At 38.7% G+C, this 25,315-nt stretch carries 25 protein-coding genes; 19 read left to right on the top strand and 6 right to left on the bottom strand.

Going from position 1 to position 25,315, the window contains the following annotated elements; genetic code table 11:
* Positions 1–27: 27 nt before the first annotated feature.
* The 11 genes from MMH89_RS01510 (at position 28) to MMH89_RS01460 (ending at position 12,498) form a co-directional block, all read left to right on the top strand.
* Positions 28–453, top strand: coding sequence for a ribosome maturation factor RimP (locus tag MMH89_RS01510; protein WP_258568616.1), 426 nt, complete (start codon positions 28–30; stop codon positions 451–453).
* Positions 450–1,964, top strand: coding sequence for a transcription termination factor NusA (gene nusA, locus MMH89_RS01505; protein ID WP_258568615.1), 1,515 nt, complete (start codon positions 450–452; stop codon positions 1,962–1,964). The genes MMH89_RS01510 and nusA overlap by 4 nt, the downstream gene beginning before the upstream one ends.
* 8 nt (positions 1,965–1,972) lie before the next feature.
* A complete protein-coding gene (infB, locus tag MMH89_RS01500) occupies positions 1,973–4,174 on the top strand; it encodes a translation initiation factor IF-2 (RefSeq protein ID WP_258568614.1) in 2,202 nt (733 codons plus the stop codon).
* Entirely contained in the window at positions 4,167–4,514 is a 348-nt protein-coding gene (gene rbfA, locus MMH89_RS01495; protein WP_258568613.1) for a 30S ribosome-binding factor RbfA, read from the top strand. The genes infB and rbfA overlap by 8 nt, the downstream gene beginning before the upstream one ends.
* The gene (gene truB, locus MMH89_RS01490) at positions 4,507–5,382 is read left to right on the top strand and encodes a tRNA pseudouridine(55) synthase TruB (RefSeq protein WP_258568612.1); all 876 of its coding nucleotides are present in this window, start codon (positions 4,507–4,509) and stop codon (positions 5,380–5,382) included. Before rbfA ends, truB begins: the two co-directional genes overlap by 8 nt.
* Before the next feature lie 102 nt (positions 5,383–5,484).
* Entirely contained in the window at positions 5,485–5,760 is a 276-nt protein-coding gene (gene rpsO, locus MMH89_RS01485; protein WP_258568611.1) for a 30S ribosomal protein S15, read from the top strand.
* Positions 5,757–7,886: a polyribonucleotide nucleotidyltransferase gene (locus tag MMH89_RS01480; RefSeq protein WP_258568610.1), complete on the top strand. Its 2,130-nt coding sequence runs from the start codon at positions 5,757–5,759 to the stop codon at positions 7,884–7,886. Before rpsO ends, MMH89_RS01480 begins: the two co-directional genes overlap by 4 nt.
* On the top strand, positions 7,873–8,796 hold the full coding sequence (locus tag MMH89_RS01475) for a hypothetical protein (protein WP_258568609.1): 924 nt from the start codon (positions 7,873–7,875) through the stop codon (positions 8,794–8,796). The genes MMH89_RS01480 and MMH89_RS01475 overlap by 14 nt, the downstream gene beginning before the upstream one ends.
* Positions 8,765–9,364: a recombination mediator RecR gene (gene recR, locus MMH89_RS01470; protein WP_258568608.1), complete on the top strand. Its 600-nt coding sequence runs from the start codon at positions 8,765–8,767 to the stop codon at positions 9,362–9,364. The genes MMH89_RS01475 and recR overlap by 32 nt, the downstream gene beginning before the upstream one ends.
* Before the next feature lie 6 nt (positions 9,365–9,370).
* The gene (locus MMH89_RS01465; RefSeq protein ID WP_258568607.1) at positions 9,371–9,934 is read left to right on the top strand and encodes a hypothetical protein; all 564 of its coding nucleotides are present in this window, start codon (positions 9,371–9,373) and stop codon (positions 9,932–9,934) included.
* Positions 9,931–12,498 (top strand): hypothetical protein, encoded by a 2,568-nt coding sequence (locus MMH89_RS01460; protein ID WP_258568606.1) that lies wholly within the window; start codon positions 9,931–9,933, stop codon positions 12,496–12,498. Before MMH89_RS01465 ends, MMH89_RS01460 begins: the two co-directional genes overlap by 4 nt.
* Here MMH89_RS01460 and MMH89_RS04945 read toward each other — a convergent pair.
* The 5 genes from MMH89_RS04945 to rlmB form a co-directional block, all read right to left on the bottom strand.
* Positions 12,476–12,646, bottom strand: a complete 171-nt coding sequence (locus MMH89_RS04945) for a succinate dehydrogenase assembly factor 2 (protein WP_425491986.1) — start codon at positions 12,644–12,646, stop codon at positions 12,476–12,478. The two genes, MMH89_RS01460 and MMH89_RS04945, sit on opposite strands and share 23 nt — an antisense overlap.
* A 50-nt stretch (positions 12,647–12,696) precedes the next feature.
* Positions 12,697–14,061: a replicative DNA helicase gene (gene dnaB, locus MMH89_RS01455; RefSeq protein ID WP_258568605.1), complete on the bottom strand. Its 1,365-nt coding sequence runs from the start codon at positions 14,059–14,061 to the stop codon at positions 12,697–12,699.
* Positions 14,061–14,501, bottom strand: coding sequence for a 50S ribosomal protein L9 (rplI, locus tag MMH89_RS01450; protein ID WP_258568604.1), 441 nt, complete (start codon positions 14,499–14,501; stop codon positions 14,061–14,063). Before rplI ends, dnaB begins: the two co-directional genes overlap by 1 nt.
* A gap of 110 nt (positions 14,502–14,611) precedes the next feature.
* The gene (gene rpsF, locus MMH89_RS01445; protein WP_258568603.1) at positions 14,612–15,163 is read right to left on the bottom strand and encodes a 30S ribosomal protein S6; all 552 of its coding nucleotides are present in this window, start codon (positions 15,161–15,163) and stop codon (positions 14,612–14,614) included.
* Between the two features lie 113 nt (positions 15,164–15,276).
* Entirely contained in the window at positions 15,277–15,972 is a 696-nt protein-coding gene (gene rlmB, locus MMH89_RS01440; RefSeq protein WP_258568602.1) for a 23S rRNA (guanosine(2251)-2'-O)-methyltransferase RlmB, read from the bottom strand.
* A gap of 595 nt (positions 15,973–16,567) precedes the next feature.
* On the opposite strand from rlmB, the gene MMH89_RS01435 reads away from it, so the two are divergent.
* Positions 16,568–16,828, top strand: a complete 261-nt coding sequence (locus MMH89_RS01435; RefSeq protein ID WP_258568601.1) for a hypothetical protein — start codon at positions 16,568–16,570, stop codon at positions 16,826–16,828.
* Between the two features lie 195 nt (positions 16,829–17,023).
* Here MMH89_RS01435 and MMH89_RS01430 read toward each other — a convergent pair whose 3' ends face one another.
* Positions 17,024–17,872 (bottom strand): glycosyltransferase, encoded by an 849-nt coding sequence (locus MMH89_RS01430; RefSeq protein WP_258568600.1) that lies wholly within the window; start codon positions 17,870–17,872, stop codon positions 17,024–17,026.
* 276 nt (positions 17,873–18,148) lie between these two features.
* On the opposite strand from MMH89_RS01430, the gene MMH89_RS01425 reads away from it, so the two are divergent.
* From MMH89_RS01425 to MMH89_RS01395, 7 genes are all read left to right on the top strand, one after another.
* Positions 18,149–19,321, top strand: coding sequence for a D-alanyl-D-alanine carboxypeptidase family protein (locus MMH89_RS01425; RefSeq protein WP_258568599.1), 1,173 nt, complete (start codon positions 18,149–18,151; stop codon positions 19,319–19,321).
* Complete coding sequence (locus MMH89_RS01420) at positions 19,318–20,166, top strand: aminotransferase class IV (RefSeq protein WP_258568598.1); 849 nt, start codon at positions 19,318–19,320, stop codon at positions 20,164–20,166. Before MMH89_RS01425 ends, MMH89_RS01420 begins: the two co-directional genes overlap by 4 nt.
* A complete protein-coding gene (lipB, locus tag MMH89_RS01415) occupies positions 20,138–20,752 on the top strand; it encodes a lipoyl(octanoyl) transferase LipB (protein WP_258568597.1) in 615 nt (204 codons plus the stop codon). Before MMH89_RS01420 ends, lipB begins: the two co-directional genes overlap by 29 nt.
* Complete coding sequence (gene lipA / locus MMH89_RS01410; protein WP_258568596.1) at positions 20,749–21,672, top strand: lipoyl synthase; 924 nt, start codon at positions 20,749–20,751, stop codon at positions 21,670–21,672. Before lipB ends, lipA begins: the two co-directional genes overlap by 4 nt.
* The gene (locus tag MMH89_RS01405) at positions 21,669–23,561 is read left to right on the top strand and encodes a VTT domain-containing protein (protein ID WP_258568595.1); all 1,893 of its coding nucleotides are present in this window, start codon (positions 21,669–21,671) and stop codon (positions 23,559–23,561) included. The genes lipA and MMH89_RS01405 overlap by 4 nt, the downstream gene beginning before the upstream one ends.
* 69 nt (positions 23,562–23,630) lie before the next feature.
* A complete protein-coding gene (locus tag MMH89_RS01400) occupies positions 23,631–24,212 on the top strand; it encodes a hypothetical protein (protein ID WP_258568594.1) in 582 nt (193 codons plus the stop codon).
* A gap of 632 nt (positions 24,213–24,844) precedes the next feature.
* Positions 24,845–25,315 (top strand): hypothetical protein, encoded by a 471-nt coding sequence (locus MMH89_RS01395; protein ID WP_258568593.1) that lies wholly within the window; start codon positions 24,845–24,847, stop codon positions 25,313–25,315.

Below are 25,315 nucleotides of genomic sequence, written 5' to 3'. Positions count from 1 at the left end.
TTTTCATAGGAAAATGCGAGTATTGCGATGAACCGTGAAAAACTAAATGAAGCGATCACTTCAGCTGTCAAAGCACATCAGCTGGAGCTTTATGGCGTTTTATTTACACAAGACAGCGCTTTCGTCTATATCAAAAACCCAGAAGGAACGAGCATCAAAGATTGTGAGAAGGTACTCAAACAAATTAGTTATACGATTGATACATCAGACATTCACCTAGAAGTTGAGTCTGCAAGTATATACGCCCCATTACTAGAGCCCAAACACTATGAGCCGCACTTAGGGAAAAAAATTAAATGCTATACCCTCACACACAAAAAACCTTTAACCGGGTCAATAAGCGAAATCCTTGACACAGGAATAATATTAGAAAAGCACAATCAAGAAAAAGAAACGATTTACTGGAAAAACATCAGAAAGTCCACATTGAAACAGACTGGAGCGGTAGCATGACACAATCAATCATCACTTACATTCAAGCTGTAGCAGCCGAAAAAGGTTTAAACCCTGAAGATGTATTCAGTGCACTTGAACTAGCACTTGCTACTAGCACGAAAAAAACATTTTCTGAAGATATAACGATATCATGCGAGATCAATAGAAAAACAGGTGAATCAACGTATTACAGGGTTTGGACTGTCGTATCTGATGACTATGAAGACTTCAACCCTGACCAAGAGATTAGAATATCCGATACAAAAAAGGACTATGATAATTTATCAATTGGCGATGATATTATAGAAGAACTCAATTTAGACCTATCTTCAGATGATGGTGGAGCAAGTAGTAGCGTTGGTCGCATAGAAATTGAAAAAGCAAAACAAGTTATGCTCAAAGCTGTTAGGGACGCGGAGCGCGCACACATTGCAAGAGAGTACGAATCAGCCATTGGCGACCTCTTTATTGGAGAAGTCACCCATGTTAGCCGCGCCTCAATCACACTTGAGACCACTGGCATTCAAGCGGAAATACCCAGATCAGAACTTATTCCTAAAGAAATCATCCGTAAAGGTGATAGAATCCAGGGTTGTTTAACACATATTAATGTAGAAGGCCGCGGACCTCTATTACAACTCTCTAGAAAAAACAATTCAATGCTTGCCACCCTTTTTAAGCAAGAGGTGCCTGAGATTTCCGAGGGAATCATCCAAATTAAAGCAGCAGCACGAGATCCAGGATCAAGAGCGAAAATTGCAGTAAAATCAAATGACGCTCGCATTGATCCTATCGGCGCGTGCATTGGAGTTAAAGGATCACGTGTTCAAGCCATTTCAAATGAGCTACACGGTGAGCGAATTGATATCATTAAATGGGACAACGACCCTGCGCTACTTGCAGTTAATGCACTATCCCCTGCTGAAGTCAGATCTATTGACATCAATGATGAAGAGCGAACCATGAATATTGCGATCAGCACTGAAATGCTATCACAAGCAATTGGAAAGAGTGGGCAGAACATTAATTTAGCAAGTGAACTGGTTGGCTGGAAACTAAAGATCATTTCTAATGAGCAGGCTAATGAGCTATCTAAAAAAATGATTGATACAGCAATTAACATCTTCACCAACAAAATTGACGTTGATGAAAGTGTAGCTACAGCGCTTGCCAATGAAAATATTAAAACAATCTCTGAACTTGCAGATACAGACATTGAAACCATTGCTGCAATTGATGGCTTTGATACTGAGATTGCCGAAGAATTAATTAACCGTGCCAAAGATTATTTACTTGACCTAGCCTTATCCGGAAACGATGAGATAGATGCGCTTATGGAGCTGGATGGGATGACAATGACTGTTGCCGAGCAACTCATTTCTACCAACATTTCAAATCGTGATGCACTAGCAGATATGTCTGTTGACGAGCTTACTGAATCTATACGAATTGACGCCGATCAAGCAGCTAAAATCATTCTTAGCGCTCGAGCCCATTGGTTTGAGCAAGACACAGACAAACCACAATAGGACTTCATATGTCAATAAAATTGAGCATAGCACTGCTCTCATCAAAGATGGGTATTGAGCCTCAAAAGCTACATAAATTACTCAAGGATGCAGATACACCTGCTAGCAGTGATGATGCAACGCTTACCCCAGAGCAGATTCAAGCAATTCGTTCAGGCATGAAAAAGTCCTCATCCTCACAAACACAGCGTAGCACAGTAAGTATCACTAAAAATAAAGAACCCACTAGTAACAAACTAACAATTACCCGCAAAGATAAACAAGAAAAAGCACCCAGCACATTAACCATTAACCCACGCGTCAAAAAACAGGCGAAGCCAATAACCAAATCAACGCCAGCCCCTGCAGAAAAACCAAAAGTAACCATAAAGCAAGAAGCCCCAAAGCCAACTGAAACAAAGAGCCCTGAACCGAAAACAGAACCCCTCAAAAAGGAAAAAGCAAGCCTGGATCTTCAGCTTGATTCCAACACAGTAGCTATTGGCGATGTTACAAACCTAGAAGAACTAGCACAACTGACTAAATTAAGCGTTATCAAACTCACTCAAGCATTTTTTGACCAAGGCTTTATTCTAAAGAAAAATGACGCCATAGAGTTTGAAACAGCCTCCTTGCTACTTGAAGCTATTGGAGTCACTGCAACGAAAAAAGAGCCTGTTGAGAAGAAAAAGGCGGCACAAAAAAAGAAAGTATCTACAGGAACAGAAGGCAACGAAATAAGTAGAGCTCCAGTAGTAACCATTATGGGGCATGTAGATCATGGGAAAACATCTCTGCTTGACTATATTCGCAAAACTAAAGTAGCACAAAAAGAAGCGGGTGGAATTACGCAACATATTTCTGCTTACCAGGTATCAACATCTAAAGGTTTAATTACCTTCATGGACACCCCTGGACATGAAGCATTTTCAGCCATGCGTGGTAGAGGCGCAAATATTACAGACATTATTGTTTTAATTGTTGCATGCACTGAAGGACTCAAGCCACAGACTATAGAATCCATACAACATGCGCAAAAAACACAAACCCCTATGATCGTTGCCCTTACTAAAATGGACATCGCTGAAAAAAGTCAGGTAGATGTTGCAATAAAAGAGCTCAGCGCACATAACGTATTAGCAGAATCCTGGGGTGGTGATACCATGGTTGTACCCATTTCCTCAAAAACAGGTGAAGGTGTAGATGACCTACTAGAGTCTATTAGCTTACTTGGAGAGATGCTGGAACTGAAATCATATGATAGCGGCCCTACGGTTGGTCGAGTTATTGAATCAAGGCTAGATCGTGGTCGTGGTACAGTCATTACACTTATTGTCCAATCAGGCACACTAAAAATCGGTGACTGTGTATCCATTGGCCCTGGTTACGGTAAAGTCCGAACCATGATGAGCGAAGGCAATAAAAAAGTAAAATCAGCAGGCCCCTCTTGTGCCGTTGAGATTACAGGCATATCCCCTATACCTAATGCTAATGACGAGCTATCCTCACACCCTGATGAAAAAAGTGCACGCCTCTTTGCACAGCAATATGCAGATCCAAATCAGGTAACCATTGCTACTCCTACTTCAATTGATAGTTTATTTGCTAGTATTGAGGAAAAACTTACTCTAAGAATTATTTTAAAAGCAGACACACAGGGGTCTCTTGAAGCAATCAAAGACATTCTTGAAAGCCTGTCTATCCCAGAGACAGAGCTCAACATTATTGATGCACAAGTAGGTAGCATTAACTCATCAGACTCTAACCTAGCAAATAGTTCTGGCGCGCAAATTATTGGCTTTAATGTATCAACAGAGTCCTCTGCTAAAAAAACAATAGAGCAACAAGCGGTCAACGCGCAAACTTTCAAAATAATTTACCAGCTTATTGACTACGTCACCTTAGAACTTAAAAAGCTTAAAGGACCTGAATACATAGAATCCAAGCTTGGAACAGGACGCGTCAAAGCCGTATTTAGATCCTCTAAATTTGGTCAGATTGCAGGATGTGATGTCTTAGAAGGTATCATTAAAAGAGGTGCCAAGGTTAGATTCACACGCGGCGATAAAGTAATTTTTGACGGGGAAATTAACTCTCTTAAAAAAGAAAAAGACACCGTCTCTGAGGCACGTAAAGGAACAGAGTGCGGAATAGGATCAAAAAACTTTAACAAAGCTGAAGTTGGCGATAATGTATTTTGCTACGAACTCATTGAACAAGCCTATGAGTAATTTTAGCACATCAAAGATAGAGTCCCTACTCAAGCAAAACCTTCACGAATGGCTGATTAATAATAAACAACTCGACCCAAGGATTATTACATTACGTATTGACAAAATTATCTTAAGCAAAGACTTGTCATTAGCAAAAATATTTTGCTATCACGAAAGTATTGACCCCCCACTACTGCGTAAACTAAATAAACAAAACTACTTTATCCGAAAACATATAGTTAATAATATGAAAATAAGAAAAATACCTAAGTTTAAATTCTATGAATCAGAGCTAGAGACACAGGATCAAAAACTAGACTCAATTCTCAACGAAATTGCTAAAAAACACAATGATTAATGGATTCTTAGCAATCTCAAAACCTCACGGCATCACGTCGCATCAATGTGTTGCAATCGTAAAGAAAAAATATCATGCAAAAGTTGGGCACACAGGAACACTCGACCCCATGGCTACTGGAGCTATGATTCTATCGCTGAATGATGCAACTAAGTTTAGTCAATGGATCATTGCTCGAGATAAGGCCTATACTGCTACAATCAAATTAGGGCAGCAAACCAGCACTGACGATGCAACTGGGCAAACCATTAATGAGCAAACACCTCCCTCGTTAACTATTACCCAAATTACTGAAGTACTCTCAAAGTTCACAGGAGAAATCAATCAAGTCCCACCTAAGTTTAGCGCCATACATATTAACGGGAAACGTGCTTATAAACTTGCTCGTGCTGAAGCTAGTTTTGAGCTGCCCACACGATTAGTCACTATTCACAGCAACAAACTCATACACTATAACAAAACGACTTCCGAAATAATTATTGAGACTCACTGCGGATCAGGCACGTATATTCGTTCATTAGCCCGTGATATCGGCCATGAATTAGGAACCTATGCACATTTAAATCAACTGCATAGGCGATGGGTAGCACCCTTTCAAAACAACACCTATATTCCTTTAGATAATTTACCAGACACCCCCCCTATTATTTCCCTTGAAGAAGCATTTAGCCAATACCCGCGTATAAACTTGACACAAACACAAACACAAAACCTAATACATGGAAAGCAAATAAGTACTGAAAACAAAATCCAAAACACCCCTACTACAGCTTTTTACAATGAGCAATTCATTGGCATGCTTACATTTACTAACCATAACACTTACAAGAGTATTAAACTCATCAATACAAAACACATCACCTTGTAGGCATTTAAGAAATCCACCAATAAACAATATAAAACACTTGTTAATCGCAAAAAAAATGTATATGATGATCACTAGTTAATTTTTTATAGACTCGGAGTAAAAATGGCAACAAATAACGAAACCAGTAATGCAAAGCAATATGCGCAGCATGAAAAAGACTGCGGCTCAAGCAGCGTGCAAATTGTTAGGTTAACTGAAAAAATACAGCACCTAACTTCACATTGCCAAATCAACAAAAAAGATAATTCTGCTATTAGAGGTCTAGTCGCTATGGTTCAAAACCGCAGAAAGTTACTCAACTACCTTTATAAAACTGAACCACAACTTTATTCTAAAGTTGTAAAAGAGTTTAACATCAGACACAGGATTGCATCGTGACATTATCAAAATCAGTTCAACATAGCTTTGAATACAACACTAAGACCATAACACTATCAAGCAACTTTGCTCAACAGGCAGATGGTAGTGTACTTTTATCCATTGGCGATACTCGAATTCATGCCGTGATTTCAAGTGTACAGAGTGATGAAAAGAATGACTTCTTCCCACTTCTTGTGCAGGTTTTAAGAAAACATTATGCAAGCGGATCAATCACAGGCGGTCATATCAAACGTGAGAACACGCGTGGAAACGAATCTGAAATCATCGCATCACGCTTAGTTGATAGAGCACTTAGACCTCTCTTTCCTGAGGGATACAGCAATGAAGTACAAATCTTTATTGAGATCCTGTCTACAGACCCAAGTGTAGATCTAGAAGTGCCTTGCTTCCTTGCAGCAAGTGCTGCACTTGCTGTATCAAAACTTCCTTTCACACATGCTGTGGCTGCTGTTAAAGTAGGTCGCGTAGGTGGAAAGTATATCATCAACCCAACGTCTGATGAATTAGCTTCATCAGACTTGAACTTACTACTCGCTGGAAAGCCAGCTGGATCAGTCAATGACATCGTTATGATTGAAGCACAAGCAAAAGAAGTAAGTGAAGATGATGTACTTAAGTCATTCCAACTGGGTCTAGAAGCAATGAATGATGCAACAGCAGGGATCTCATCATTTGCAGAAAAGCACAAAGCAGAGCATCCTGAGTTTGCAAAAGAAACTCTTAATACAGAAACAGCCACCTCTCTACTTACTGATGCTGAAATAAATAGCGCACATTCAGCCTATGAAAACAGCTTAAGCATGCCAAGTAAGAAAGAGCGTAATGCATACCTATCAGCACAACATAAGCAGATTGCTGAAACACTTGTTAATGAAGAAATCACCTCCAAGCAAGTTATGGATGAGCTTAACAGCTTAAGAAAAGACTGGGTATATCAATATATGCTCAAGAATAAGAAAAGAATTGATGGGCGTGACTTTGACACAGTGAGACCTATTAATATACAAACCAATATCCTACCTAGAGTTCATGGTGATGCAATATTCCAACGTGGTGAAACCAGTGCATTAGCCACTGCAACATTAGCACCTCCTGGGAAAGGTGAATACATGGAATTACTGTCTGGTGCAGAAATTCAACGTTCATTCATGCTTTACTATAACTTCCCTCACTATTCAGTAGGTGAAGTTGGTCGTATGGGCCCTCCAAAGCGTAGAGAAATAGGACATGGAATTTTAGCAAGAAAAGCGCTGGAACCTGTGTTACCTAGCCAAGAATTATTTCCATACACATTAAGAGTTGTATCAGAAATCATGTCATGTAACGGTTCAAGTTCTATGGCGAGCGTCTGTGGTGGCAGTCTAGCGCTAAGAGCGGCCGGAGTACCTATCAAGTCACATGTTGCTGGTGTAGCAATGGGACTCGTACTTGATGGAGAGACCCCACACATACTAACTGACATTCTTGGTGATGAAGACCACATCGGAGATATGGACTTAAAGGTTGCTGGAACTGAAAGCGGAATTACTGCGCTTCAAATGGATATCAAGATAGACGGGATCACTCATGAAATGCTGTCTACTGCCATTCATAAGGCTAAAATAGCACGTACAACTATTCTTAGTGAGATGGACAAAGCATTACCTAAAGAAAATGAAGTTTCAGGATACGCTCCTAGAATGATCAACTTTGACATCAAGACTGAAAAAATAAAAGATGTTATTGGTAAAGGTGGATCTGTTATCCGTGGACTCATTGAACAGTTTGGTGTTGAGATTGATATTTCAGACAGTGGGACGATAACGATTGCCTCATCTGAAAACAGCAATGCTGAAGCGTGTAAAGCTCACATACTTGAGCTGGTATCCGAATTAGAAGTTGGCCAAGTATTTGCTGGAAAAATAACCAAGATACTAGACTTTGGTGCAGTTGTTGCCTTTGGTGGTGGAAAAGATGGATTTTTACATATTTCTCAAATTTCATATGAGCGAATTAATGAAATCAGAGATTATCTCTCTGAGGGACAGGAAGTTACGGTTAAAGTCACAGAAATAGACCGTAACAATAAAGTTAGACTTTCAATGAAGGACCTTGGATCTGACTCACAGGATGGACAGGAATAAAGAGCCCAGTATACAAAACACAACGAGCGGGGATGTTAAAGATATAAGCCCCCGCTTACCTGTTTTTGACAAAGCATCCTCAGCTATAAGGGTGCTACTACCAAGCATTATAATGGGATTTGGTATTGCAACCTGGATAGCTAGATTTTTCTTTATCCCTACAAGTTTAATTACTATCTCAACTGGTTTCATAATAGCCATCCCTACTATATTTATAAAAGTATATTACGAGCATTCACAATATAAAAAACTCTCATCCAAGTTACACCAGAGCCAGAATAATAGTAAGATTTCAAATTCACACTTACTACTATTATCATTTATATTATTCTCTAGCTTTTTAACAGACTTTCTTGGCTTTATCAGTTTATTCCAAGTACTTGCTACGACCGTCTTCCCTATTAGCTATCTAATTACTAATGGGAAAATACTCATTAGTGCATTTATTTATGCTGGATATGTTCATTCTCACCACCGTTTTGAAAACCGATATGAGTTTTACAAAACACTAAGTTCCGTCGTCACTAAGAAAAGAAAAGTTAATTTTAAACCCCTTATCATTGCATCTGTAATATACATGGGTACGAATATAATTATGGCGCTCATTCAAATAGCACCTATAGTTACTGTCTGTCTGCTCAGCATAACCACATTAATTAGCGCATTATTTTCTAAAGAATTTTTAAAAGTAAGCTATGCAGTATATACCTCTTATCTACTACATAACTCAATGAAATGTATGCACAGCATCATTCTTTCTAACATTGGCGCCTTTAACATTAACCCATCTGTATTCTCAGTCCTCCCACCTTTATTTTCAGCGGCTATCGTGATACAATTAACAACTGTCTTTACCAGAGATCAAGAGCTAAGAGATTATGTCAACAATACTAAAGCAGCTAGTCCATGATTTTCAGTTTCTACCAGGGGTAGGTGAAAAAACCGCGCAAAGATTCGCGCACCATATATTCAGCAAAGACCGTACTAAAGCTTATGATTTTGTACAAACTCTCACACAAGCATTAGATCAAGTTAAATACTGTAAAACATGTAGGAACTTATCCGAAAATGATCAATGTGATATATGCACATCACCCAGCAGGGATAAAAGCACTATATGCATTGTAGAAAGCCCTTCTAATATTGACATTATTGAACAATCTAAAGCATATAATGGATTATACTTTGTGCTTCATGGTGTTTTATCACCCATAGAAGGTATTACAGCAGAGAAAATAGGCATACCCATGTTAGCTGAAATTATTAGCCAATATGAAATTCATGAAATGATTATCGCAACAAGCACGAGAATTGAAGGTGAAGCTACCGCATACTATCTTGCAGACCAGTTTTCAGACAGAATTAAAGTTACAAGACCTGCTCATGGCTTACCCTCTGGTGGACTCTTAGATTACATTGACCCACAAACGATGGCTAGAGCACTATCTGGTCGCAAATTCATTGATGATGCATCCTAAAGCGTAATGAGTAAATATATTAATCAATTAATTCCTACACTATCAAATATAACCATTATTGAGTTAACGATCTATGACTCAATCTGCCAACTCCTTGCATGCCCCACAATAGAGACATTACAATATTTAATTATTGAGCTTGATGCTCAAATAGATTTATATCATAGTTTTACCACACAACAAAATGAATGTCTGAAATATTTATTTAGAGACTGGGGCTATATGCACCTGAAAGAAAAAGTAGATTTTACAACACAGTCTAAACTATTCACAATTAATAACACCCTACAAAACCCTGGACACTTTTTAAAGGCTATCGATTTTGCTAAACGCAATCCCAAAGATAACCAAGAGCTCATGAAGCTCAGCTTAATGCTCATGACACAAGCAAAACTAGCAGACGATAAGAAAAACCCTAAAATTGAAGCACTCATGCAACTACTCTCATCTGTAGACAAAAAAAAACAACCCCCATCATCTGCTTTTCAACTATACAAAAACCACATAATATCATTATGCATCGCTAACCTCTTTCTCTTATTAAGTATAATATACTGCATCACGCTATGAACTACCGATCCACTCAGTTACTTATCTTTTTATTATTAATAGTTGCAAGTATATGTCAGGCTTATGGTGTCATAGCGAGCCCCATAGTGGTTCATGTTGAGTTAACCATTATCTTTGCGCTCATTACCCTGATAACGATTGAGCAAGTGACAATCCATAACCATCCCTTTAACATTATGATCAAACCCTTTACCCAGCGATGGCGACAAACTTTGCCATGGCTAATGCGTATTGGGGTAAGAAGTCAACCCTATGGCCTTTGTTTAAATTTATCTAATCACCCTATCGATTACACACTAGTACCCGGATTAGAGCCCGTCTTTAACTTCAAATACCAAAACTGCTATATACGTGGATTTCAAAAACTATACTGTAGCATGCTGATTGAGATTTCCCATGATGAAAATAATATGATTGCATTGCACCAGTTATTCCGGGAGCTTAGAAAATCAGGTATCAAATTTAAAAACATTCACTTCCTAATCTCCCAAACCCAGCTAATCAACCTTGGTGATTATTTACAGAAAGACTGGGCCCTGTTAACCCCCATACTCAGTAGTGTGAAACAAAACCATCTAATCCTATACAATCAGGACTTACATCAAGATCTATACTTTTGCTGTGAATACGGAGAATGTAATATCCCATTATTTAGTTTTCCAAACTCCACTGACAACACAATCAGGCAAAGCATTAATACGCAGTATAGCGAATTTATTCAAAGCTTAATGGCGCAACTCAATGAATTAACGCTAGTTGCACAAAGCAACAGCAGTGTTAGCCAAAACTTGTTTACATTGCCTCATACGCTTTCAAAGCTCAAATATAATCTGTTAAATGCTATCGAGTATTGCAACGAAGCCAAACTAAACATTTGTAGTTTTGGCTTAGGGCTGTTTCATACTCAGCCACCTAGCTTATGTTATGATAGATGGAACATAACTCAACGCCTAAAACAACTATTTTTTATGCTCCTGTGTACCTTGGTTATCATAAACTTAAATAATTATCATACAACCTATAAACAAAAAATTGAGCTAAACCGATATGATGCACAAGAAGTTATTTACCCAATGATAAAAAACAGTAGTAAATATACCCCACATAAAACACACCTCAAACGCTCATTATCTGCATGGAGTAAAGAATTGACATCAGAAGAGCGTGATGTTGCAGGTCTCTTGCTCTCTGCATCCAACAGCAATCATCTATCACACGCACAAAAAGAAATAATTAAATATATGGGTATTAAATTAAATGAGGAAGAAGCATCACAGCTTTCCTTATTATGGCGTCAGGTTGCTACTGCACCGTCTAAAATCAATCTCAGGACCTTAGCTCACTTTATAGAACCCAGTGAAATCACAAATATATGCCAAATTATTGAAGGGTATAACTACACCCAGTGTCACTCAACGCTAAAAGATGACTTATCCTATATAAAAGTTAAAAATAAAATCGACTATATTTCAAAAACACTATTACCTGTAGATCCCGAAAACGCTATGCAAGCCCATAAACAGTTAGCATATATAACTAAGAACCAGAGCGTTATTGGTCAAAACATCCGTGAGGAACTCTATAGTCTTGAACATAAAATATCCAATCACAATTTAGAAGAATTACGCACAAGCCTAGAACAGCTCTCAGACATATTAAACTTATTACAAGCCAATGAGGGTATAGTATTACTTAATCGTTTAAAAGACTTTTTTAAAGAGTCCTCACATATTGAAACACCATCTCAAGCCTTTAATTATATAAAATCATCATATTCAATACATGATCACACTGCAAACACGGTACAAAGCGCATTAAGTAACCTAAATCCTTACCAACAACAATGGTTTAATAAGTATATTAACTATGAGAGACATAGAATAGAGACATTGGCTATTCAACATATTACAGGGCAATGGAAAGATATTGAGCACTCAATAAACGTTATTCGCCATCAATTTCCATTTGATAAAAATGCTCAAACTAATTGTAATGAAAGCGAGATCACGCAGCTATACGCAACATCAGGAATTATAAACAAATTCTATAAGAACCATTTAGAAACATTCATAAATATTGATTTAGATAAAAACAAGGCAAACAATAAACTCTTATCGATACCCGTTCCTGACAATATCATTAGCACCATTATGCATGCGAAGGTTTTAAATGCAGCGTTGATTTCTAGTAAAGAAAACATTCTGCAAAATTGGGGAATAAAACTCATGCAGCCTCAACACCCCATTGAGAGCGTAACATTAATCACAAACAAGAATAAGCAACGGCTAAGCGAACATAAACTAACCACACTGCATTGGACCCCAGGCGACTTTATCTCTCTAGAAATCCAGCTAACTGACAAAAGAATTATTAACTACTCTTACTCAGACTATTGGTCATTTATTTCATTCTTAAGGGGGTTAAAGCAAACCAATAAGAAAACATATACAATTAATGACCCTAAGAACCAGTGGGTCTTAAACCTAGAGATGCACCCCAATCATCCTATTAGCATCAATAATGAACGGATCTTTATGTTACCTAATTCAAGTTGGACTGAATAACTTTTTTTAGAATGATGTAATCACTAGACTCTTCTACAATTAAATCCATAATTTCAGCGTCTTCCATACAAAGCAATCTATAGAAATCCTTTTTTTCCTCATGAGACAAACTAGAATATGTATGATGATAAAATCGCTCAAATAATATATCCAGCTCTAGCGTGCTTCGCCTACAACGCCAATGTACTTCTGAGTCAGTTATTCCATCTCTATTAATGACAGGACCTCCGAGTCTTTAGCATGGTTTTCAAATCGTGTGAACTTACCTAAAAAAGTTAATACGATCTTACCAATCGGTCCATTTCTATGCTTTGCTATAATAATTTCTGCTAGCCCTCTGTGCTCAGTAGCCTCGTTATACACTTCATCACGATAAATAAATGCAATTAAATCTGCATCTTGCTCAATAGCACCAGACTCCCTAAGATCTGACATGATGGGCCTTTTATCCTGGCGTTGCTCTAAACTTCTATTTAACTGTGACAAAGCAATGACAGGAACCGAAAACTCTTTTGCTGTAATTTTAAGCATTCTAGATATATCCGATATCTCAAGTGTTCGATTATCACGTAATTCTGGGACACGCATCAATTGAAGGTAATCAACCACTACTAAGCCCAATTGTCCCTCAGTGCGCGCGATTTTACGTAATTTAGCACGTAACTGCATAGGCGTGATACCAGGCGTGTCATCAATATATAACGAAGACTCGGATAACATCCCAAGTGCAGAAGACACTTTAGACCACTGGGTTTCATCAAGGTTCCCTGTACGCAAATCTGTCTGATTGATGCGGCATAAAGATGATAAAAGCCTAATAACAATCGACTCTGCTGGCATCTCTAAGCTAAAAATAACAACTGGTTTTTTTGCCACCAGCGCAACACTTTCAGCAATATTTACCCCAAATACAGTTTTCCCCATCGAAGGTCGCCCTGCTACAATAATCAAATCACTCGTTTGCAGACCTGAGGTCATGTCATCTAAATCATTAAAACCCGAAGGCATACCAGTGATGCCACCTTTCGACTCAGAGAGCTTTTCTAGCTTACTTGCAACTACTGGAACTAAATGCTCCATGCGATATGGGCCATCATTCCTCGTATCATTTTGAGCAAGTCTGCTTAACTTTTGCTCTGACTCATCAAGTAAATCCCGTGCCGACCGATCTCCAGGTTTATACGCACTTTCTATAAACTCTGATGAAACCTTTATTAATGAGCGTAATGCAGCACAATCTGCAACTAACTCTGCATATGATTTAATATGTGCAGACGATGCACAATCATTTGCGAGCTCATACAAATAGACATCCCCACCAACTTTATCGAGGACACGCTTCTTTTCTAAGCTACTTTTAACCATCAACACATCATAAGGCTTGTCTTGCTTAGCTAAAGCTACTATGGACTCAAAGACTAGCTGATGAGACTTATGATAAAATGAATCAGGCCTAATAATATCTGAAATATGTTCAAATGATTCAGAGTCTAGAAGCAAAGCGCCTAGTAATGACCGCTCTGCCTCTACTGAATGAGGGGGTGTTTTTGCCTCTATTGACATTAACCTTCAATCAAAACCTTCATCTTAGCTGAAACGTCAACATGACACTGCACAGAAAACTCATGCGTCCCTAATGATTCAAATGGCTGTGCGATATTAATGCATTTCCGCTCAATATTTAAGTCCTCTGCCTGTAATAGCTTGTGTAACTCACTGACACCTACAGTGCCAAACATATTTCCTTCATCATTGACCTCAACCTTTAGCGTTAATGTTAATGCTTCAAGTTTTTCAGCCACTTTGTTCGCTTCTTTACGAAGCTTTGCGTCTTCTTTTTCCATTTCTGCACGCTTAGCTTCTACAACAGCTTGATTTTCTGCATTTGCATGTACAGCAATCCCAGTTGGAACCAACCAGTTTCTTGCATAACCTGGTTTCACTGAAACAGTTTCACCTGCTCGACCTAGTCCTATAACAGACTGTACTAAAATAACGTTCATATTTTATCTCCAATTATTTTTAAAAAAGCTTACCCGACTCACCTGCTTATCAGGATACTATACTGTTCAGTTCGTTCTGTCAGTCTGAGCAAGCTTTTACCCCACCCAAATTAAATGGAATGCTTATGCCTATCGCAATATGGAATTAATGCCAAGAAGCGAGCTACTTTAATGCTACGTGTCAACACACGCTGCTCTTTAGAGCTTAACCCAGTGGTTCTACGAGGAAGAATACGACATGTCTCCATAATAGAGTCACGCAGCAATCGAACATTTTTCCAGTTGACACGTTCAGGGTGATCATCAGGAACACGCGCCTCTTTATCATTTTCACTTTCAACATATAATGGAGACTGTACTGCTACAGGCGAATCTACACCTGCGATCCAGTGACGTAACACAGCATCATTATGCTTCAAATAATTATTTCTAATTAATTCAATCAACGCATGGCTAGACTGGAAGTTAAGGTACAAATAATGTCCTTTAAATTGTCTTTTAATTGCATAAGCAAGCTTTTTGCGCCCCCAGTTTTCAGCACGTATTAACTTACCTGCATGCTCATCAACTAATTGTGAATAACGGCTTAATATTTCATCAGCTTGCTCACTTTGAGCAGGGTCAATGATCAAAACCATTTCATATACTTTTTTATCAACCATTTTTTGGCTCCTTTTGGTTTAAACAGCGTTTTCACGCAAGGATATAAATTTATACACCAAAACAATAGCTTTTTCAACCAATTCGTATAAAAACACCTATACAAAGGTCTAAATTAACTGGGCTGGTACATTGCATGAAGCAAAACGCCTGTTGCGACTGAAACATTTAGCGTAGGCAGCCACTTAGACGTTTTAATGCATACTTTATAATCACAGACTTCAAGCAACTTTTGTCTAACACCCTCACCCTCTGACCCCATTAACAAACATAAGTTACGATTTAATGGAACATCCGCAATCGTTTGTGTCGCATGCTCAGTAGTGGCTACAAACCATATACCCAGGTCTTTCAACTCAGAAACACTTTGACTCAGATTATTAACAAAGACCAACGGTACAATAATTGATCCACCACACGATACTTGATGAACGATATCATTTATGGGCGCAGATGATCGCTGGGGCATAATCACTGCATCCACACCAAATGCAGCAGCAGATCGAAGACAAGCACCTAAATTATGTGGGTCTTGCACTCTATCCAACATTAACAAACGTGAAGAACTGGGATCTAACTGTTTAAAATCTAATGTATTGAAATTGAAATAACTGATAACACCATGCTGCCGACCGACTTGTTTATCACTAAACTGCTCTACATAACGGATGGACCATCCCAGTTTTTGAGCCTCACCTAATTCTTTTGAAAAATCTGTTTTCCTATTTTTGATGACCTCAATCTTAACCACCGTAAATCGCTTTGTTTTCAACAAAGCTTGCAGCACATGTAACCCACTTGCTTTATGCATAAAATATCTCTTTACTAATCAGTTCTAAATATAACATTTTCTTACGTATTCTCAAGAGAATTGAATAAACAACCTTTTTTCAGATCGCACGTATCTCTCTAAACTCATAACAAACATCTTTAGCCACCAGCCTTGTATCTGCTTTTGATAAGAGTGATTGGCTTTAATCTCAACTTACTGATTAATCATCAGTCACTTCAATTCTTAGAAATGACTGACCACACCAACAGATCCAAATACTTTTACTTATAAAAAATCTATGATGCTCTGACCTTAATTCACAACGCCTCCTATCCTTTATCAACTTTTTTCTGACTTTTTCTTTTTTTTAACCTAATAAACATACAAATAAAAGGTAATGAATAATGAAAACAAGCTGTGAAGTACTCGTATGGGGAAGTAAAGAAAGAAACATCCTAAAGTCATTGAAGGGCTTTACCCTGGGCACGTTTCGCTTAGTTTTAGCATTGAAAACCCTAGCCCAGAGGCTATTCAACTCTCAAATGAACTCTTAGAGCTAGGACTACCAGTCTGTCAGCATAACCGTGGTGGGAAGAATACGACTGAGGTATACTTTAGCTTTGGCATTGATGGAGTGGATACAGAAAATAATGCACCCGTTGAAGCAAAGCTCAGCATCAACTATATGGTAAAAGTACTTGGCAAGGTTTCTTCTCAGGCTAAAAAAGAATCAACCACGGGTATGAGCGCTTGGTTTAACACACGTACTGAAGACTATATAGATGAAAGATCACGGAAATCCGTAGATCTAACACAAGTGACGCTACCTACAATAGACTCAAAAGCCTTGACGCAAGCAAACACACTCAAGTTAAATAGATGCACCCCAAAATGATGATAGTACAAATCCTCAGAGAGTCAAACCTCACAAAAGAACTCTAGGATAAATATGATAAATAATATGCACCGCCAACCACATTAAAAGAAGCAACTTGAAACGCTTTCATCTTCAACCAAAATCTGTCTTATATATCACTGATTATTGATCTCTTTTTATATCTGGGACTACACCAGTTAATCCTAAAATAAATTAACCTATTGAGAAATGAATCAATGTTTTCGCAATATTAAACCGTCTTTCTATCGCATCCGGGTCAAAGCCAGGCGTGCTTGATTTAAACCACGCATATATCACTTCATCTCCCTCAAACTTGATTGGAACCAGCAAGCCTTTAAATGAGTCAAAGCGCACTGCAGAGGGGGAAATATTTACCTCTAAACACTTCACTGAACTTAACTCTCCATAACGTTTTTTTCTTGCCCAGTCTCCATATACGTATTTATAAGTCATACCTGTATATGCATTAGCCACCTTAGGCCTATCTCGCTCAAAAGCATCAACAATAGCAAGATTTGCAAATTCATCACAAACAGCACGCATAAAAGAACTCTGCTTTTTTGATGCCATGAATTTAATTTCACCAAAAGGCAAATACTGATCAGCTCGCTGCAACGCCACAACACTGCATGACTTAAGCCATACAACCAATGATCGATACGCCTCCAACTGATTGGAAATCCGCAAACTCAAATCACAGTATATCCCTCCATAATGATATAAAATTGACGCACGTAAAATATCACTTGCAGCATGAAAGCGTGCACTATGCTCAGAACCTAAATTTAATATGCGAAGGACTAATGCTTGATTAGCAATTATTTTAAAGGCCCCAATATCATATAACTCTACCCCAAAGATCTGGCAAAAGTCTCTTGCACTAGCTAACTGATCTGCAGACATAATTGACCCACAAACCCATAGCCATACTTTAGCAATATTATGATTGCGTGATTTTGCCATCATAACCAAGTGTGTTAAATATATTTTAGGGTATGTGGGCGGCCAACTACCAAGCCATATTGTATGAATTGTAATCATTTTTAACCTGCTTTACTCATTAATTCATACGCATTTATATAGCGCACAAACTGACAAATCAAACTAAAAAGAAATATTGCTTAATAAAAAATGATGAATAAACTCATTCAGCACTATGAACACAACCCTCAAAGCAAAAAGCCAACATGCTTAAGATTAAGTCCTGCATAATAGCCTTATGACACATACAATTTCTATGCAAACAGCGCTCCTCATTGTAAAATGAGAAACAACCGTTCATAATAAACCAGCACACAAAGAATGGATGATATATTGATGAAAACGGACCTTAGCCTCAAACAATTTATTTGTACGCTTACCTTTGCATTGTTGCAGCTAACTTATGCAACATCATTATCTGAAATTAGTCAAAAAGAATTACTAATGCCTCCACCACCCAGTGTTCAAGCTAAAAACTACATCATAATAGATGCTGAAACGGGTGCTGTTATTGCCGAGAAAAACGCCCATACACAAATTTCACCAGCTAGTCTGACTAAACTAATGACCTCATACGTTATTTTCCATGCCTTATCTCAAAATCATGTTTCCTTGGAGGATGATGTTTATATCTCTACCCAAGCATGGAAAACTGAAGGTTCAAGAATGTTTTTATCTGAACACTCAAAAGTGAATCTAGAAAAATTACTCAAAGGTGTGATCGTCACCTCAGCTAATGATGCAAGCGTTGCCTTAAGTGAGCACTACGCAGGCTCTGAAGAAAGCTTCTATGCGATTATGAACCGAATGGCACAAAACTTTGGTCTTAAAAACACTCAGTTCAGCTCATCTACAGGACTGGATAAAAAAAACCACTACTCTTCAGCTGCAGATATTGCCAAACTCTCGTCACGTATTATTCAAGATTTTCCAGAATACTTTCATTGGTTTCAAGAAGAAGAGGTTAAACATGCCGATATAACACAAAGCAACCGAAACCAACTCATGCTTAAGCATGATGATATTGATGGATTAAAAACAGGGTACACAAAACAAGCGGGATACTGCTTAGCCACAACAGCTAAACGTGGAAATACGCGCTTAATTATAGTCACTGCAAACTCACCCAGTGCACAAGCACGTGACAGAGATACATTAGCACTATTAAACTATGCATTTCGCTTTTTTGAAACGACATTGGTCTACCCTAAAGACACTCAAATAACCACTCAAAAAGTTTATAAAGGCGTACTCAAGGAAGCTCATCTCACCACACATAAACCACTCTGGGTTACTATTCCAAAGGGAACTACAGAGCAGCTTCTCATTGATGTAGAAGCAACTAAGTTAATTGCACCACTCGATGCATCCACACCCTCGGCTCAATTAGTCACTAAAATAAACAATCAAGTGATTGCTACTGCCCCACTCTATCCTCACACGACCATTCAAGAAAGCACTGGAATCCATCGCTTAATTGATCAATTAAAACTCATGGTTGGATTATGATCTTAACAAGCATAAATGGACGGCTAAACCAAAGCATTTCTCCACATGATCGTGGTTTACTTTTTGGGGAGTCAATCTATGAAGTCATCCCCATATACAATCAAAAACCCTTTTGTCTGGATATGCATCTATCCAGGCTATCGAGTAGTTTTAAAACATTATTTGCTATTAACCTTGATCAGCAACAAATCATTCAATGGATTACCTCGTTTCTTCAGAACATGAATACTGCTGCATTTAGCGCTATATACATCCAGGTTACTACCGGGTCACAGCAAAAACATCGAAACCACCTTCATAACAATGCATGCATACCCAATATCATCATCAGTGAGTATCGTTGTGAGCCCATTGATATCGAGCGATACAAACAAGGATACTCCGCTATCTTGCTCCCAGATATACGCTCTGGCCTTGCAAAACATAAAAGCACTCAGTTATCAATTAACACCAATGCTTTAAACCAGGCACAACAGGCTGGCATGAATGAAGCAATCTTTGTTAAAAACAATCTACTCACCGAAGGCGCATCCAGCAACCTTTTTATTGTCTCTGACAACACCCTAATTACCCCCCCGCTAGGTAATATAGTTCCAGGAGTCACTCGACACCTTGTTTTAAAACTCGCAAAACAACTTGGCATGAATTACCAAATACGTCCAATTCATACAAAAGAGCTACTGAATTGCACAGAAGTTTTCTTAAGCTCTTCAATCAAAATTCTTAAACCAATTAACTTTATACCTAATAACTTCTCATACAAGAAACCCGGAAAAATTTGGAATAAACTTCTCCAGCACTATATTGGCCTAACCCATGCCCATTCACATCAAGCACAAACATAAACAGCACTATCAAGTAACGCTGAGCGCTATGCAAAAGCACGTGCAAACGTCATCTAATAATGAGCTATGGATGCTTGAACACTTCCCAGTTTACACAATGGGCCGTGCAGCAAAATATGAGCATATCCGAGAAAAAAACCATATACCTATCATTCAATCCGACCGTGGTGGTCAGGTTACATACCATGGCCCTGGACAACTCATTGCATACCCACTACTTAATTTACTACAATGTAACTTGAAACCCTTAGCGCTTGTCGACTTACTCGAACAATCAGTGATCAACTTACTAAAAAAATATGGCGTAGATGCTTATGCTGACCCAAAAATGAGAGGTGTATATGTAAACCAAATGAAAATTGCCTCTATAGGTCTCAAGATTCACAAAGGTATGTCCTACCACGGTATAGCACTCAATATAAATACTGATTTAACTGCATTTGATGCTATTAATCCATGTGGATATAAAGAACTCCAGATAATTAATTTAAACATGCTGGCCAACACCACTGTATTTGAGGTAAGATATCAGTGGCTAGAAACAATTCTCGACCTAGTACTTTTAAAATATGAGTGTGAGACATGAGCAAAGAGCGTGGCTTTGAAAAGTTTAAACGGATTAATATTGATGTACAAAGCTCTGCGCCAAAAACTGAGATCATTAAACCCAAAATAAGACCGACACAACAGCAATTACAAGATGTAAAAAATCTAAAGAAACTGTTTCGTGGGCGAGCACTGGTTACTGTCTGTGAAGAAGCAAGCTGCCCTAACATGATTGAGTGCTTTTCTAAACGAATTGCAACCTTTATGATCATGGGAGACAAATGCACCCGACGCTGTGCTTTTTGTGATGTTGCGCATGGAAAACCTGACGCTCTTGACCCTAATGAGCCTATTCAACTCGCTCAAACCATTCAACAAATGCAGCTTAAATATGTGGTTGTAACTTCAGTTGATCGTGATGACCTGCTTGACGGTGGAGCCGCTCACTTTACAGCATGCATTAAAGAAATACGAGAACAAACACCCAACATAAAGATAGAAATACTGGTCCCTGATTTTAAAAAAAGAATGCAAAGAGCTTTGGATGCACTAAAGCAACACCCTCCTGATGTCTTCAACCACAATCTAGAGACCATTCCCAGACTTTACAAAACCGCTCGTCTTGGGTCTGACTACCAGCATTCCCTAGACTTACTAAAAAAATTCAAAGAACAACACCCCAGCATTCCGACTAAATCTGGTTTAATGGTTGGATTAGGTGAAACACTTGAAGAACTATTGCAAACACTGTCTGATCTCAGGGCACATAATGTAGATATGCTTACCGTCGGCCAATATCTGTCACCCAGTGCACATCACCTACCTGTAAAAAAATATTACGCAGACAGTGAATTCAAAACGATTGAAAAGCATGCCTACCACCTTGGATTTAAATCGGTTGCTTCAGGTGCGCTCGTACGATCATCCTACCATGCAGACAAACAGGCTGAAAATTTATGAGTATATTTTATGACTTTGCTAACACATGTAATAATATTATCGCTCACAACAGTGAGCTTGGAATCCTATTATGTGGCTTTATAGCTTTTATTGAGTCCCTTGCAATCATAGGAAGCATTGTACCTGGCAGCATTATGATGACACTGGTAGGAATCTCACTAGGTTCAGGAACCCTGCCTTGGCGAATTACTGTATTTTCGGTATTTATTGGTGCACTCATTGGGGACTATCTCAGCTATTGGTTGGGGAAAAAGTATAAAGAAAATATCTTAAAGCATCGCTGGGTTACTCCTTATCACGACTGGATTGTGCATGGCGAAGCATTTATAAAAACCTACGGAACGAGCAGTATTGTAATTGGTCGCTTTTTTGGCCCTATGCGAAGCTTGATTCCAATGATTGCAGGCATACTCAATATGCCTTATCTGCGCTTTACACTAGCCATTATCCCAACTGCTACTCTTTGGACAATCGTTTACCTAACACCAGGTATCTTAATTGGCGCTATATCAGCAGACATAGCGCAATTAGGGATCATCCCCGTTATTAAATACACACTTTATATTGTAGCAGTCATTGCCTTGTGGTATGCATTACCTACTCTGGTTCACAAATTTGATCTACGTCTACCCTTAACCAACCCAGATACGCATATCGAACAGACTCATAAAATTAAAGCATTCCTACTGTTTATTTTAAGCACAACACTCTGTGTACTTGAAATACCCGCTCAAACATTTTTTACAGAAACCAATACCATCGTTAATAACTTGATTGCAGCCTTAGGCGGTCCCCTGTTATACAATTTTGCTACTCAAATATCCGCACTAACACATCCGGTATCATTTATATTAGCCTCAGTAGGCAGCAGCTTTCTATTATGGAAAAAAAATAGACGCACCGGGCTATACTTTGCGCTTATATCCTTTTCATTTTTCAGCATCATCGCGCTATTGAAAACAACCCTCCCTATGGCTAGGCCTATCACACAAGAAATAACCTATGGATTCCCGAGCGGAAATACAATGCTTATCCCAACATTATGGCTAATCTTTAGTAGCATTTTAGAATCAAAGTCCCATAAAGCGGGGATGACCATGCGACGCATAGGGCTTTTGCTCCTGACCTTAGTTGCAGCTAGCAGAGTCATTATTCAAGCCCACTATTTTTCTCAAGTACTCATTAGCGCTCTACTCGTAATGACACTACATCATTTATTCTCATCCTACCGCCAAACTTGGCAAGATAAACTGTCGTGCCATGCGCAGCAACTGCTCAATACGATTATAATTGCCATGCTAACCATTAATCTAGCTCATAATATAATGGTGCCTACTCAAGGCCCACCCAGTGCACCAGTAATCAACTACCCCTCTGAACGAGACATCCCAAGCTCAAGAGCAGGACTAACAGGGTATAGCTCAGAACCACTGAACCTTTATAGCCGTATGGACCAAAATGAATTAATCACTCAATTTATCCAACAAAACTGGGTTATACACACCACTCAACCCGGTATTATTTCTCGCTTACAGCTCTTAAACACATACCCTTACCTCTATAACCCACTACCCATAATCCCCCCCCTATTCAAAGGCAACCAGCCCAGATTAATCATGAGCAAACGTATAGACGATCTCATTTATATCATTCGACTTTGGGACAACGAAGGTGATTCGATTAAAATGATTGGTAGCATCACTAAAGATAAACACCCAAACACCATATGGTCTAAAGATGCACTCATCTGCAACCCAGATCGATATAACATCAACCGCTATGCAAAAGATATTATGCTCGATGGTAAAACCTACACAAGACAACCCATTACAGTTGACAGACCCCCTCAGGGATATCAATGGGATGGTAAGATTTTAATACTTAATTAAAACCTAAAAATTCTTTTTCTGGCTAAAAAAATAGAGTATATTATCATTAGTACAAAATGGATTTTACGCATGGAACTTAAAAGCATACTCGCCTTATCTTTACTAATGAGCGCATCATCAGTTCATGCGTACAATATTAATGACGCACCCACAGCTGATAATGGATATACTGAATTTTTACAAACAATAAATATTGCAGGTAGAGATTTAAAAATCGACATCCCTACTGATTATGATCTCGCAATACAACAAAATGAGCACAATCAACAAACACTCGGCTTTGTGCCTGACAATGAGACTCAAGATGACTGGACAGAACTTTTAACCATTAGTATTGATTTTAATAGCTCTATTAGTGCATCTGAACGCGTTGAGCAAATCAAGGAGTATTTAGAAAGAGAGCACAAAGACAGTAGCAAAATACGTAGCTCAAGTGACAACGTCACCACACGAGATGGTCGTAGTTATCAAGTTTCTCAAGCAACATTCCAATTTTCTGATGAAGAGAGCCCTATTTCATCAGCAATCACATGCTACACAGACCATACTACCTTAGTCTGCGCACAAGCTCACCTTCGAAGCAGTAAGCCTTCAATGCGAACCGCTTCTAGAGCACAAAAAATAATCAACAATATTATGAAAGTTGATTAAACAAATCTGACAAACTCAAATGTCGAGATACAACTCCTATAAACAATCAGGATAAGAAACGTATCTAGCATTACTAGTGGTTTCTATAAGCTATTAGGGCTAAATCCAGGCAAAAACCTGTACTTGAGCAAACTTTTCCCAGCGAAAACTTAGCGTCAGAAAAATACAGAAAACGATATTCTTCTAATAACGAACTTGACACTGACCTTGAAAGTGACTTACAGCTTAAGGACCTAGAAAAAGATCCAACCCAGATTAACAAGCCACTTCAGGGGGCCACCTAAGAAGCTGAAACCATCATCCAGCAGCAAGCTTCAATCAGCGAAGCGCTTGCACAATCCATAAGGAACACCCAAGGTTATACTGATGCGGAACTTAAAGCGTTAATTGAAGAAAAAGAGCTTAATGATCTTCTAAACGGGAGTGATACCCAGTCTAACCCATCACCTCGAAAACAAAACACCGACTAATAGTCCGTAGAAAGGTAAGTCTCTAGCTGAGCACTTGGTGAATCCGAAAATTCATTATTATGAATACCCTGAAATAATCAACAATATTATGAAAATTTATTAAATAAGTCTGACAAACCTAAAAATCAAGGCATAACCTCTATAAGTTTTAGGAGAAAAATTATGTCACTATTAGAAAACCTGATATCTTGGTTTTATAGACTTATAGGTTCGAGTCAGGCCAAACAACCTAACGCACAAGATCAAGCCTGGTATGAAGTTAAATCCACAACAAGCAGCGAAATGGGACAAACAGACTCAGGAGGAACTTTAGCTGAAAGAGCGAATGATGCAAGCAGCACGGTCGAACAAAACATTACTGACGAAGAGCTTCTGGCACTCATTGAACAGGATGGAGTTACACCAGGGGAGCTCGAAGAGCTAGAAGCTCTTCTAGCCCAAGGGGAAGAGCAAGCCCAGGAGGTTTTTAGACAAGCCGAAGAAGCCGCCCAGCACCAAGCCACAATCGGCGAAGTACTTGCTAGACCCATTGGAGACAAATCAACCCCTACTGACGAAGAGCTTGAAGCTGAGCTTGAAGAATTAATTGCAGAACAAGATCGTAATGATTCTCAATCTGACCCATCCCCTTAG

It is taken from the genome of Candidatus Comchoanobacter bicostacola, assembly GCF_024172705.1.
GTDB lineage: Bacteria > Pseudomonadota > Gammaproteobacteria > Comchoanobacterales > Comchoanobacteraceae > Comchoanobacter > Comchoanobacter bicostacola.
This window is presented reverse-complemented; position numbering and strand designations above follow the sequence as displayed.